This window comes from Bradyrhizobium sp. 6(2017) (assembly GCF_011058295.2).
GTDB classification, from domain to species: Bacteria; Pseudomonadota; Alphaproteobacteria; order Rhizobiales; family Xanthobacteraceae; genus Bradyrhizobium; species Bradyrhizobium septentrionale.
Map to the genome: position 1 here is coordinate 5741312 of NZ_CP049289.2, position 12961 is coordinate 5754272.

Annotated in this window: 13 protein-coding genes; 5 read left to right on the forward strand and 8 right to left on the reverse strand. The window is 65.1% G+C overall.

Going from position 1 to position 12961, the window contains the following annotated elements; genetic code table 11:
• The first annotated feature begins 48 nt into the window (after positions 1-48).
• Together G6P99_RS26980 and G6P99_RS26985 are read left to right on the forward strand one after the other, a co-directional pair.
• Positions 49-1299 (forward strand): GNAT family N-acetyltransferase, encoded by a 1251-nt coding sequence (locus G6P99_RS26980; protein WP_165123993.1) that lies wholly within the window; start codon positions 49-51, stop codon positions 1297-1299.
• Between the two features lie 67 nt (positions 1300-1366).
• Positions 1367-1792 (forward strand): HIT family protein, encoded by a 426-nt coding sequence (locus tag G6P99_RS26985; RefSeq protein WP_029083300.1) that lies wholly within the window; start codon positions 1367-1369, stop codon positions 1790-1792.
• 56 nt (positions 1793-1848) lie between these two features.
• Here G6P99_RS26985 and G6P99_RS26990 read toward each other — a convergent pair whose 3' ends face one another.
• Positions 1849-2754 (reverse strand): LysR family transcriptional regulator, encoded by a 906-nt coding sequence (locus G6P99_RS26990; protein ID WP_035977608.1) that lies wholly within the window; start codon positions 2752-2754, stop codon positions 1849-1851.
• 403 nt (positions 2755-3157) lie between these two features.
• On the opposite strand from G6P99_RS26990, the gene G6P99_RS26995 reads away from it, so the two are divergent.
• Entirely contained in the window at positions 3158-4492 is a 1335-nt protein-coding gene (locus G6P99_RS26995) for an MFS transporter (RefSeq protein WP_165123996.1), read from the forward strand.
• A 45-nt stretch (positions 4493-4537) separates the two neighbouring features.
• On the opposite strand, the gene tsaA is transcribed toward G6P99_RS26995, so the two are convergent.
• From tsaA to G6P99_RS27020, 5 genes are all read right to left on the reverse strand, one after another.
• Entirely contained in the window at positions 4538-5029 is a 492-nt protein-coding gene (gene tsaA, locus G6P99_RS27000) for a tRNA (N6-threonylcarbamoyladenosine(37)-N6)-methyltransferase TrmO (RefSeq protein WP_029083299.1), read from the reverse strand.
• A gap of 3 nt (positions 5030-5032) precedes the next feature.
• The gene (locus G6P99_RS27005) at positions 5033-6013 is read right to left on the reverse strand and encodes a Bug family tripartite tricarboxylate transporter substrate binding protein (protein ID WP_029083298.1); all 981 of its coding nucleotides are present in this window, start codon (positions 6011-6013) and stop codon (positions 5033-5035) included.
• A gap of 59 nt (positions 6014-6072) precedes the next feature.
• Positions 6073-6417 (reverse strand): AzlD domain-containing protein, encoded by a 345-nt coding sequence (locus tag G6P99_RS27010; RefSeq protein ID WP_029083297.1) that lies wholly within the window; start codon positions 6415-6417, stop codon positions 6073-6075.
• Positions 6414-7166: an AzlC family ABC transporter permease gene (locus G6P99_RS27015; protein WP_029083296.1), complete on the reverse strand. Its 753-nt coding sequence runs from the start codon at positions 7164-7166 to the stop codon at positions 6414-6416. The genes G6P99_RS27010 and G6P99_RS27015 overlap by 4 nt, the downstream gene beginning before the upstream one ends.
• Positions 7167-7439: 273 nt before the next feature.
• Positions 7440-8519: a lytic transglycosylase domain-containing protein gene (locus G6P99_RS27020; protein ID WP_334261682.1), complete on the reverse strand. Its 1080-nt coding sequence runs from the start codon at positions 8517-8519 to the stop codon at positions 7440-7442.
• A gap of 91 nt (positions 8520-8610) precedes the next feature.
• Between G6P99_RS27020 and G6P99_RS27025 the strand changes: the two genes are divergently transcribed.
• Positions 8611-9540 carry a glycine/sarcosine/betaine reductase selenoprotein B family protein gene (locus G6P99_RS27025; RefSeq protein WP_029083294.1) on the forward strand — a complete coding sequence of 310 codons (930 nt, stop codon included), beginning with the start codon at positions 8611-8613 and terminating at the stop codon, positions 9538-9540.
• A gap of 163 nt (positions 9541-9703) precedes the next feature.
• Here the strand turns inward: G6P99_RS27025 and G6P99_RS27030 are convergent, their stop codons facing one another.
• Positions 9704-10708 carry a bile acid:sodium symporter family protein gene (locus G6P99_RS27030; RefSeq protein ID WP_035977593.1) on the reverse strand — a complete coding sequence of 335 codons (1005 nt, stop codon included), beginning with the start codon at positions 10706-10708 and terminating at the stop codon, positions 9704-9706.
• A gap of 104 nt (positions 10709-10812) precedes the next feature.
• Between G6P99_RS27030 and G6P99_RS27035 the strand changes: the two genes are divergently transcribed.
• Positions 10813-11664 (forward strand): LysR family transcriptional regulator, encoded by an 852-nt coding sequence (locus G6P99_RS27035; RefSeq protein ID WP_029083292.1) that lies wholly within the window; start codon positions 10813-10815, stop codon positions 11662-11664.
• Positions 11665-11883: 219 nt separating this feature from the next.
• On the opposite strand, the gene G6P99_RS27040 is transcribed toward G6P99_RS27035, so the two are convergent.
• Positions 11884-12939 (reverse strand): phenylacetaldoxime dehydratase family protein, encoded by a 1056-nt coding sequence (locus tag G6P99_RS27040; RefSeq protein WP_029083291.1) that lies wholly within the window; start codon positions 12937-12939, stop codon positions 11884-11886.
• Positions 12940-12961: the final 22 nt, after the last annotated feature.

Genomic DNA, 12961 nt, shown 5'->3' on the forward strand with positions numbered 1-12961 from the left:
CTGTTCCGGAAAGATCATGCTCGAACGAGGCACCGGTCTTCATTCTCGATGGCGTCTTCTGAAATCACCCTAGAGGCTGTAGCTGACATCGGCGGCATTCCACCCGCCGAATGGGACGCCTGCGCCAATCCGAAGCCGGATGCGGACAGCATCCATCACCTCGACACGCTGGCCTCGCCCGGCTCCGCAGGCAATTGCCAGGCGACCGCAAGTTCAAGCTATAACCCGTTCGTTTCCCACGCTTTTTTCGCAGCCGCCGAAGCCTCCCATTCGGCCTGCCCGCGGACCGGCTGGGGGCCGCGGCACCTGGTGGCAAAGCTCGATGGCCGGATCGTCGGTGTCGTGCCCTGCTATCTGAAATCGCACTCGCAGGGCGAATACGTGTTCGACCGCGGCTGGGCCGAGGCCTATCACCGCGCCGGCGGCAGCTATTACCCGAAGCTGCAGGTCTCCGTCCCCTTCACGCCAGCGACCGGGCCGCGGCTTCTGATCCGTGACGGCGTCGACCGCGAGGCAATTGGCTCAGCGCTGGCGCGGGGCCTGCGGGCGCTCTGCAACGCCACCGAGGCCTCGTCGGTGCATGTGACATTTGCCCGTGAGGATGAGGCAAAATTCTTGGGCGCGCATGGCTTCCTGCAGCGGACCGACCAGCAGTTCCACTGGCACAATGCGGGCTACAAGACCTTCGACGATTTCCTCGGCTCGCTGAACTCGCGCCACCGCAAGGGGATCAAGCGCGAACGCCGCGAGGCGGTCGCCGCCGGGATCACCATCCACTGGCTGACCGGCTCCGACATCACCGAGGACGCTTGGGACGCGTTCTTCGAATTCTACATGGAGACCGGCTCGCGCAAATGGGGCCGGCCGTACCTGACCCGACAATTCTTCTCGCTGATCGGCGAGAGCATGAGCCGGGACGTGCTGCTTGTCATGGCCAAGCGCAACGGCCGCTGGATCGCGGGCGCCATCAACTTCATCGGCTCGGACACGCTGTTCGGCCGTAACTGGGGTGCGGTCGAGCACCACCCATTCCTGCATTTCGAGGTCTGCTATTATCAGGCGATCGACTTCGCGATTCAGCGCGGGCTCAAGGTGGTCGAGGCCGGCGCGCAGGGCGAGCACAAGCTGGCGCGCGGCTACCTGCCGCAGATCACCCATTCGGCGCACTACATCGCCGATCCCGGACTGCGCAAAGCGATCGCCGATTACCTCAAGCGCGAGCGCGACTATGTCGCCGAAGTCGGACGCGAGCTGGCCGAGGCCGGTCCGTTCCGGAAGACTGCCGACGACGACGCTTGACGTTTGGATCGCGACCGAGACATTAGACTTGCAGATTTAGACCTGCAAAATCCAGGGAGCCGCCGCCATGCCCGCCGCCTATGACAACAACAATCCCTTCGCAAAAATCCTGCGCGGCGAATTCCCCTGTTACAAGGTCTATGAAGACGAGCACGTGCTTGCCTTCCTCGACATCATGCCGCGCTCGCCCGGCCACACGCTGGTGATCCCGAAGGCCCCTGCCCGCAACATCCTCGACATCAAGGCTGACGACTACGCCCATGTCGCGCGTGCCGGCCACAAGATCGCCGCCGCTGCGATGAAGGCGTTCGAAGCCGACGGCATCACGGTGCAGCAGTTCAACGAGCCCGCCGGCGGCCAGGTGGTTTTCCACCTGCACATGCACGTGATGCCGCGCAAGGACGGCATCGCGCTGCTGCCGCCTGCGAGCCACAAGGAAGACGGCAAGGTGCTGGAGGCGAATGCGGCCAAGTTGATCGCGGCGTTGAAGTGACGCCCTCGTCGTCATTCGTTGGCCCATCCCACAAGGTTGATCACTGAGGCTGGTGATCACCCAAAGCTTAACTGGTTCTGGCGAGAAGCAAGTCGGCTTGCGATGAAGTCCATAAAGCTTTGGATTGCGCTTGAGAGATATCGCCGCGTCGGATGGAACAGGTAAAGCGGGACATCTTCGGGTCTCCACGCAGCAAGAACCGGCACGAGGCGCTTGTCGCTCACCGCATCCCGGCATATGTAGCTCGGAAGCAGCGCGATGCCTGCGCCAGCGATCGCGGCGTCACGCAGCAGGCTGTAGTTGTTGGCTGCGATGGATCCACTAATCGGCACATTGCGCTTGCCGGTCGCGCTCACAAGGGTCCACTCGGGTATCCGGCCCCCAGTCGGGAACCACAGGCAGGAATGCCGGCGTAGGTCGGTAGGCTGTTTCGGCTTTCCCCTATTTTTCAGGTAACCTGGGCTGGCGTACAATCCTCGATGCATCGCCAGTACCTTGCGTGCAATGAGCGAGGGGCTCCCAACGAGGTTCACTCGAATTGCTATGTCGACGCCCTCCTCGACGAGGTCGACGAGGCGAGACGTTGCATCGACCTGCACCTGTACCTCCGGATATTGACCGACGAATTCGCCGATCAGCGGGCCCAAGAAATTCACAGAAAACTCGACGGGAGCCGTCATGCGAATGAGCCCCCGCGGTGCCTGGTGCGCGCGTCTCAGCGCAAGTTCGGCATCCTCGATCTCAGCTATCGCTCTGACGCAGCGTTCATAATAACTCACGCCTAGATCGGTTGGCCTCACCTGGCGCGTGGATCGAGCCAGGAGCTGCACGCCGAGGCGTTTCTCCAAGCGGGCGATCTTTTGGCTCACAGTCGATTTGGGAAGGCCCAGCTTCTCGCCGGCCGCAGTGAAGCTCTTGGCTTCGACCACCCTGGCGAAAACGATAAGTTCGTCGAGGCTCATTTGATTGTCCATTTTTCCGAACAATATGTTTCGATCAGGCCAGCTTATCCATCTTTTCGAACAGAGGTAAGAGCTGCCGAAAGGTTCGCCGGATGCACCGGCCGAACCGCTGACCTCAGCCGCACGAACTGGGGCTCTCCACACCCGTCAAGGGGGGGATCGATGACAGCTCTGCGGAACGTCAGCTCGTTGTTTCGCTCGCTCAGCAAGTTGGGCGATCGCCTGGAGCCGCTTGGCTACCGGCTTTGAATATTCGCTGATCCTGTTGGCGCTCGCACTGGCCTTCCTCGTCAAGGGAGGCGGCCCGTATTCGGTCGATCGTTTGAGCGGCAGTGGAAATTAGGTCTCGCGCAGGCCGTCAAGGGAGGTCCAGGTGTTAGAGAGAAGAAAGAAAATAAATCTGATGTTCGCGAGCGCCGTCGGAACCACGCTCGAGTGGTACGATTTCTTTATCTTCGCCGCATGCTCCGTCCTGGTTTTCGACAAACAGTTTTTTGCGGCAAGTGATCCATTCCTGGCCACCCTGCTGGCGCTCGGCACATTCGCCGTCGGCTTTATTGCCCGTCCGCTGGGCGGCATTGTGTTTGGCGTTGTAGGTGATCGCATCGGGCGCAAGCGCCTGCTCGTTGCCAGCCTGATCGCCATGGGCGCGGGCACTTTCGTGATCGGTCTGCTGCCGACGTACGCGAGCATCGGCGTGGCCGCACCTATGCTTTTGGTCGCGCTTCGCATCGTGCAGGGTGTCGCGGTCGGCGGCGAAGCGACGGGTGCAATCCTCATCGTTGCGGAAACGATGCCTGCCGCACAGCGCGCCTTCTGGACCAGTTTCACAATGTTGGCCGGTCCGGCGGCCAATGTCATCGCAGCGAGCGCTATTGGCACTGTTCAGCTGATCTACGGCAACGACGCCTTCGTCGCGTGGGCCTGGCGAATTCCGTTCTTCCTGTCGGGGTTGCTAGTGCTTCTGGGATTCTGGACGCGCAGACAGGTGGAAGAGTCTTCAGCGTTTCTCGAGTTGGCCGCTCGCCCGGACAAGGTGGCGCATGCGCCGCTGCGTGAGGCGTTCACTCATCACTTCAGGGAGATGGCTCAGACGTTCTGCGTCAAGGCAGCGGAAAATACGCTGCTGTATCTCTTCTCGACCTTTCTCCTGCTGATGGCGACCAAATTCCTGGGCTTCTCGCGAGGTCAAGCTCTCAATGCCTTGCTCTGGGGCTCGGCGCTAGAAGTGTTCGTGATCCTGCTAGCGGCGCAGCTTTCCGACAAAGTTGGACGGCGCCCGATCATTCTCGTGGGCCTCGTCAGCAGCATCGCATCTGGCTTTGGCCTGTTCACCCTCGCTCCCGGGAGCAGCTACGTCCAGCTTCAGGTCGGCGTTGCTCTATGCCTTGCTTCCCATGGGGTCATTCTCGGTGCGATGGGTGCGTACCTGTCGGAACTGTTCCCAACGTCGGTTCGCTACACCGGTCTGTCCACGAGCTATCAGCTCGCCTCTGTCCTGGGTGGCTCCATCGCCCCGATCGTCGGAACCGTGTTGCTGGAAAAAACCGGAGCAAACTTGTCGGTCGCTTTCTATGCAGCCGCGATTGCATGCCCCGCGCTCATCTGGGTTTATCTCGCGCCGGAGACCAGGGCGCGCGAGTTCTCTTCCGACAAGGCCGGCCCGCACCTGGACCGGTATCCGCAAGCGATCACCGAGCAGCCGACATCGCAAACGCAAGAGCGCGTGCCCAACTGATGCCACCAAGCAAGATCTCTCAAAGAGAGAGCTATGAACGTCAATTCACTCCGTCTCGAAATCCCCCGGCTGCGGCGGGGCGAGCGGGGTGAACTCGCAGCGGTCGGGCTTGACGTCGATCAGGGGCGTCTCGTCGAGGCAGTCGAGCCCGCGCACCAGGATGACGTTGCCCTCGACGCCGACCAGCTTGACGATCGAGGTGCCGATCGGGTTCGGCCGCACCGGTGAGCGCAGCGAGAAGGTGCCGCGGGTGTTGCCGTTGTTCTTCGGGCTTTGCAGCACGATGTCGCGGCGCGACTGGTGCAGCCAGTACAGCACTTCGAGATTGCTGTAGAAATCGACGCCCTTGATCGCGGCAACCCAGGGCTCAAAGATCTCCAGCCGGCACACCGGGCCGTCATGCCGCCCCTGCCGCGGCGTCGCCAGCCGCGAGGTCCAGGGCGTGCGGATACGGCCGATGAAGACCAGGCCGGCATCGCGCGCCGCCGGCATGTCGACGGCGACCTCGCCCTGGCGCAATTCCATTTCACGTACCATGTGTCAGTCCAACGATATGTTCAGCGCCTTGACCACGCCCGCCCATCGCGCGCGATCCGCACCTACGTATTTGTCGATCTCGGCCTGGCTCTTCGGGCGCAGCGGCGGGAAACCGATCTTGACCAGCGAAGCGCGAAACGCCTCGTCGTTCAAGGCCCGGTCGAGGCTGGCCTTGATCTTGTCGGCGATCTCGTCAGGCACTTTCGACGGCGCTGCGATACCATACCAGACGCTGACCGCATAATCGGGATAGCCGCTCTCGGCAATCGTGGGCAGATCGGGCAAGTCGGAGATCCGCTCGGTCGAGCTAACGCCGAGCGCGTGCAGCATGCCGGATTTGACCGGCGGCAGCGCGGTGCCGAGCGTGTCGAACATCAGCTGGATATTGCCGGACAGCAGATCGGTCAGCGCCGGCCCGGCGCCCTTGTAGGGCACGTGGGTCATCTCGACGCCAGCCATCTGCTTGAACATCTCGCCGGCGAGATGAACCGTGCCGCCGGTGCCGGCCGATCCGAAATTGAGCTTTCCGGGATTCTTTTTGGCGTAGGCGACGAACTCGGCGATCGTCGTTGCCGGCACCGAGGGATGCACCTCCATGATCATCGGCGCGTCGGTGATCACCGCCAGCAGCCGAAAATCCCTGGTCGGTTCGTAAGGCAGCTTTTTGTAAAGCAGCGGATTGAGCACGAAGATCGAGGCTGCCGTCACGAACAGCGTGTAGCCGTCGGGATCGGAGCGCGCCACGGCTTCGGCGCCGATCGCGCCCTGCGCGCCGGCCTTGTTCTCGACCACGACCACCTGCTTGAGATCGCGCCCGAGATACTCACCGACGATACGGCCGAGCACGTCGGTCGGTCCGCCCGCGGCATAAGGCACCACCAACTTGATCGGACGCGCCGGATAATCGGCGGCAGGCGCCGGCAGCGCCGCCACCAGCACGGCGGCCAGAGCAACCATGAATGCCGATGATGCGCGCCGCTGCATGCCGTTTCCCCCGTTGTTGTTGTTGGGGACGAGAGTAGCGGATAATGCGTGCGCCGCAATCAGCCGAGCCAGTATTTGCCCGCCAGCATCACGATTTCACCCGCGATCACGCCGGCGAAGATCGATTTTCTCGTCAGCATGAACACCGCAAAGCCCGCTGCGACGGCGCCGTAGCGCAGCCAGTCCGGAACGCTGGCGAGCGCGCCCGGCGGCTGCACCACGATCTGCGCGATGATCCCGGCAAGGATCGCGGTGGCGACTGCCCTCACCCAGACCAGCAGCTCGGAATTCTCGTCGATGCCGCCGCCGAACCACAGGCCGAGCATGCGCCAGATCTGGTTGGGGATGACGCCGGCAACGAACAGGATCGCCAGCGCGTGCCAGTCGCCGATGAAGCCCGTCATGCGCGCGCCCTCACGCTGCCTGCCCTCGCCCGGTGCACGCCATAGGCGATGGTGCCTGCGACGACGCCGCTGACCAGGATGTCGACGCCGCTGTTCAACATCGCCGCCAGCGGGAACAGCAACAGCCCGAGCACCAGCGCGATGACGTCGGCGAGCTCGCGGCAGTTGCGCGCGGTCGAGAACAGGAAGGCGAGCGGCGTCAGCATCAGCATGCCGGCGGCCAATAGCGGCGTGAGGTTGGCGGCGAGCGTGTAGCCGATCGTGTTGGCGATCAGGCAAACGGTCACCAGCCCGCAGCCGAGCCCGTGGATGAAGGCGATCCGCCTGATACGCGGCACCTGCGGCAGGAAGCGGAAGCACTCGACCCACAGCGTCACCGCCGTCAGATGCGCCACCAGGATCAGATGCCGCCGCTTGGTGTCCTCGGTGCGCATCATCGGCAGCACCGACACCACCATCGGAAACAGCCTGATCGCGCTGACGGTGACCGCGATCGCCGACTGCAGCACGGTGGCGCCGGAGCCGAGCGTCGTGATCACGATGATCTGCGCGGGCCCCGCCCAGACGAACGCCGTGCTCGCCAGGGTCCAGCCCAGCGAGAAACCGGAATCATGCGCCAGCGCGCCGATGCCGAGATAGGTCGCAAACAGCACCAGGGTCAGCACCGTCGCGCCGATCGACCGCGCGCCCCACAGGAAAGCGCGGAACGAGGTCTGCCATTGCGGAGAATCGAGCGGAGGAAGCGCCACGGGATACCGGATGGTTTTGCAATGGCGGCGGCTTAGGGCGCGATGCTCAAGCGGTCAAGCGAATGGCTGCACAGATCCGGTATGCAGTAGCCCGGATAACCTCTGTCCGTCATTCCGGGGCGATGCGCCAGCATCGAACCCGGAATCTCGAGATTCCCCGGTGCGCAACTGCGCACCTGAGGTTCACGCTTCGCGTGCCCCGGAATGACGATGATGCGAAGCGCAATTCGAGATATCCGGATTTCGCTTCGTCCGGGCTACGGGACTTAGACATCACGCCCTGTTCTTCAGCACGAAGCACGCGCCGCCCGCCTTGCGGATGCGGCTGCAGAGGCCGTCGGCCTCGGGGCGCGTATCGGCGCCGATGCGCACCTGGTAGAAGGTGGCGCTGCCACGGGTCCGCAGCCGCGAGCTCAAGAGGCTCGGATCCTGATCGCCGATCACGCTCGACAGCCGCTTGATGGCCCGGGCATACATCGCAAGTGCCTTGTCGCGGCTGAAGCCGGCGGCGAGCTGCACGCCCCACAGCTTGGCGGCCGACAGCGTGACGTGCTGCTCGAGCCCGGCCACGAACGGATTGGGCGCGCGCTTCAACAGCGCCATCAGCTGGCGGCAGCTCGTGGTCGGCGCGCGCGCCGGCATCTTGCCGCTGCGGCCGGCGGCGGCCCAATCGTCGACGCTGGAGCCGGTGATCGCGGTGACATAGTTGCGCGTCTCCTGCGGCATGTAGCCCGAGCCGGCGAGCCAGTCCTGGATCCGGCGCGGGCCGGCATTGTAGGCGGCCGCCGCAAGGCCGAGATTGCCGAACTGGTTGCGCAGCTCGCTCAGGAATTCGGCCGACTTCGGCAGCGCCTGTACCGGATCGAGCGGATCGAGCAGTCCGCGCTCGTTGGCGGTGCCCGGCATGAACTGCGCGATGCCCTGCGCGCGCTGGCCGTTGCGGGTGACGGGCCCCACCGCATCGGCCTGGAAGCGGCTCTCCTGCCAGATCACGCGGGCGAAGAATTCGAGCGGCAAATCGTTGGCCCGCGCCGCCGACTCGATCATCAGGCACATCGCCTCGCGGGTGTCGCTCTCGCGCGCGTCATCTGCGGGCTTGTCGGCCGCGGGCGTGTCCGCTGGAGGTGCCGCAGGTTTGTCGGCCTGCGTCCCCGGAGGCGTCGCAGGCTGCTCCGCTGGCAGAGCCGCGGGAGTCTCGGCAGGCGTGGCCGGCTTGTCCGCCGGCGGCGATGCGGGCTGCTCGGGGCCTGGCGGCGTCGCCGGGGCTGCGGCAGGCGCGTCCTCCGCGCCGGCGCCGACCGGCGGCAGCAGCGTCAGAAGCATGACCAATGCGGCGCAAAGACCCGTTCGCATCGCAAATCTGTTCCCGCGCAACGCGGCTTGACACCGCAGTCTCGTGGTCTAGCTATGGACCGAAATGATGGCGCGCAAAAGGGAGCGCAAAATGGCCGCAGCCTCCGACGATCAAACAGGCTTTGCCCCCGACGACGACGCCCCGATCGGCTACATGAAGCGAACCCGCGATTATTACGCGGCGATCGGCTACACCACCCCCTACCGCTGGGCGCATTACACCTCCGCCCCGTTCCAACCCCTGAACAAACCGCTGAGCCAGTCCCGCGTCGCCATCATCACAACGGCGGCACCGTTCGATCCCATCAGGGGCGACCAGGGTCCCGGCGCAAAATACAATGGCGGGGCAAAATTCTATTCGGTCTATGACGGCGACACGTCGCAGCCACACGATTTGCGGATTTCGCACGTCGCCTATGACCGCACCCACACCGCGGCGACCGACAGCGGCACCTGGTTCCCGCTGGCGCAGCTCAAGCGGCTCGCCGCGGCCGGCAAGATCGGCGAAGTCGCTCCGCGCTTCTTCGGGGCGCCGACCAATCGCAGCCACCGCGTGACCATCGAGACCGACGCGCCCGAAATCCTCAAACGCTGCCGTGACGACAAGGTCGACGTCGCGGTGTTGGTGCCGAACTGCCCGGTCTGCCACCAGACCGTCAGCCTGGTCGCGCGGCATCTCGAAGCGAACGGTATCCCGACCGTCGTGATGGGCTGCGCCAAGGATATCGTCGAGCACGCCGCGGTGCCGCGCTTCCTGTTCTCGGATTTCCCACTCGGCAACTCCGCCGGCAAGCCGCATGACGAGGCCTCGCAGGCGTTCACGATGGAGCTTGCGCTGCGCGTGCTGGAGCAGGCTCCCGGTCCGCAGACCACCGTGCAATCGCCGCTGCACTGGAGCGAGGACGCTTCGTGGAAGCGCGACTACAGCAACGCCGACGCACTGAGCGCCGAGGAGCTGGCGCGCCTGCGCCGCGAGTTCGACGCGCAGAAGGAGATCGCGAAAGGCCTGCGCGTCGCGTAGCACAAAGCTGAGCGTCGAAGGCCATCGCTTGCCAAGCTGACAGTGTCATCGCCCGGCTCGACCGGGCGATCCAGTATTCCAGAGACACTGGTCAGTGACGGAGAAGCCGCGGCGTACTGGGTCCCCCGGTCAAGCCGGGGGACGACACGCGAAGGCAAAATGCCTACGCGCGCACCGGGACGACATCATGTGACGTCCCTTGCTCGTTGCCCGCATAACGCCGCGCCAGCGCCGCGCAGGTCATCAGCTGGATCTGGTGGAACAGCATCAGCGGCAGCACGATCAGCCCGACCGACTGGCTGGCCAACAGCACGCTCGCCATCGGCAGTCCGCTTGCGAGGCTCTTCTTCGAGCCGCAGAACATGATGGCGATCCGGTCGGCGCGGGAGAAGCCGAGCAGCTGGCTGCCGAAATGGGTGATCAGCAGCACGGTTGCGAGCAGCAGTGCATCGAGGCCGAGCACGATGGCCATCTGGGTCGCATTGACCTGGTGCCAGATGCCGTGGCTGACGCCGTCGCTGAACGCGGTGTAGACGATCAGGAGGATCGAGCCGCGGTCGACCAGGCCGAGCATCGCATGATGCCGCTCGACCCAGCGGCCGATCAGCGGCCGCGACAATTGCCCCGCCACGAACGGCAGCAGCAGCTGCACCACGATGTCGAGCGCGGCATTGCCCGAGAACCCGCCATGGCTCGAGAGCAGCACGCCCGCCAGCAGCGGCGTCGCGACGATGCCGAGCAGATTGGAGGCGGTCGCCGAGCACAGCGCCGCCGACACATTGCCATGTGCGATCGAGGTGAAGGCGACCGACGACTGCACGGTCGACGGCAGGATGCAGATCAGGATCACGCCCGCCCACAGCGCCGGCGTCAGTAGATGCGGCGCCAGCGCATGCGCTGTGAGCCCGAGCAGCGGGAACAGCGCGAAGGTCGAGAGGAAGATCACGAGGTGCAGGCGCCAGTGCCGGGCGCCCACCAGCGCCTCCGACGTCGACAGGCGGGCGCCGTGGAGGAAGAACAGCAGCGCGATCGCAGCATCGGTGGCATAGCCGCCGATCACGGTGCCCTGCCCGTGCAGCGGCAGCAGCGTGGCGAGGCCAACCATGCCGACGATGGCGGCGATGTAGGGGTCGACGGGCACGAATGAGCGCAGGCGGGTGATGGTCATGGCGGCTCCCTTTCCTTGATGGGAAAGTGCGTCTTCGCAGGGCGATTGTGAACCGCTCTTACCGATGTTATTGTCATTACGTTATGTAATGACGGACCGCCGGCATGCTCGACCCGACCCAGCTCGAAACCTTCCTCACCGTGGTGCAGACGCAGAACTTCACCGAGGCCGGCCGCCGCCTCGGCCTGAAGCAATCGACGGTGAGCCAGCACATTCGCAAGCTCGAGGCCGCCGCCGGCCGGCGCCTGTTCGTGCGCGACACGCATTCGGTCGTCCTCACCGCCGACGGCGAGGCGATGACCGGCTTTGCGCGTCCGATCCTCGAGGCCAATGCGCGCGCCCGCGATTACTTCGCGGGGTCGCAAATACGCGGCAAGGTCCGGTTCGGCGCCGCGGAGGATTTTGCCAATTCGCGCCTGCCCGATCTGCTGCGTGACTTCGTCCGCCGCCATCCGCAGGTCGATCTCGAGCTGACGGTGGGCTTGAGCGCCGTGCTGTACCAGCAGCTTGACGCCGGCGAGCTCGATCTCGTGCTGGGCAAGCGGCGGCCCGGCGACGCGGCGGGGCAATTGGTGTGGCAGGACCGCCTGGTGTGGACCGCCGCGCCCGGCATGCGGCTTGATCCCGAGCAGCCGCTGCCCCTGATCCTCTACCCGCCGCCGAGCGTCAGCCGCAGCGTGGTGCTGGAAGCGATGGAGCGGTTCGGACGGCCCTGGCGCATCGTCTGCTCCAGCGGCAGCCTCAGCGGCCTTCGCGCCGCGGCGCTGGCCGGCCTCGGCATCACGCCGCAGGCGCAGGGCCTGATCCCCGACGGATTGGAAGCGATGCCGGCGTCAGGCCTGCCGCCGCTTGGCAGCGTCGAGTTCGTGGTCCGCACCGCGCGCCGGACCAAGCGCGGCCCGGCGGTCGAATTGGCGCAGGCCATCACCGCGCACGGCGGCCGGCTGCGGCCCTAACCACGGCGATGTCAGCTCGGATCGGTGCTGCGGCAGACTAGCTGCACCTCTCCCGCTTGCGGGGAAGGTCGGATCGCATCGTTAGATGCGATCCGGGCGGGGGCTCTCTCCACGATACGACTGGCGGAGAGAGCCCCCACCCTAGCCCTCCCCCGCAAGCGGGAGAGGGAACGCAGTTCCGATGTGGCCTGCGCTCGCTCTATCCGAGCATCTGCAGCGTCAGGCGGACGGCGCCGCCGCGAGTTGCACCGCGCCCAGCATGCCGGTTCGTTCGTGGCAGCCGAGATATTCGAAGAACTGCTCGTCGGCGGCGGCGACGGTGACCTCGTGATACAGCCTGAGCTTCGCGCTCGGCCCCAAGGTCGACAGATACTTCATCGCCGCGCCAAAGATCCTGACATGGGTCGGATGCGATTCCGCCCAGCGCTCCAGCGCCGCCAGCGACTTCCACCAGCTCTGGCCGTAGGATTTTTCGGTCAGCCGCCCCTCGGCGTCGACCACGCGCAAGTAGCGGTTGGCGTAGCAGCCGATCGGCACGCCCTCGTCGCGCAGGAAATCCATGCCCTCGCGCAGCACCGGCTCGACATCGTCGAGATACATCTTGCGTTCCGACGCTTCCGTGTCGCTCCAGTCCTGCCCGGAGCGGATCAGGCAGAGATTGTCATGCGCGACCACGCGGATGCGCGCGCCGTCGCGGATCACGCGCGGCTCGCCGTTCGGCGACATCGCGTCGGTTTGCGACAGCGGAATGCGGTCGCGCATGCCGCCCCAATAGGCGTGCTCCTGCACCTCGCCGCTCATGCCGTCGGCAAGAACGGCGACGCCCTCCGGGCGGCCGAGCGACGAGAACAGCGTCTCGTAGCGCGCAACATGCGGCCGCAGCACCTCGATGAAGCGGCCAACGCCGCCACCCGCCGCGCCGCCACCGGTCCAAGCCTCGCGCGCGCCGTCGAACCAGGCATCGAAACGCCCGGCATCGTCCCAATAGGCCACCGAGACGACATTGGTGAAGCCGGCCTGGTCGATATATTGCGCGCGATCCCAATGGGTCGGGCCGTTGTCCCCGGCAAAGCGTTTTGCGATTTGCGCCAGCGCCTCGGCCGCTGCGGCGGTCGGCTCGCCACGAAACTGCACGCCGAAATAGGCCATGATGACGCTTTTGACCGCGGGCTTGTGGCGCGCGACGAACGATGGATAAGGCGGCGCGTAGTCGTCGGGCACGCGACGATGACGGGACCGTTCTGCTTGCAGATGAGTGGGAATCGCGGATTCCATGGCAGTCGCCTCCGTTTGGATT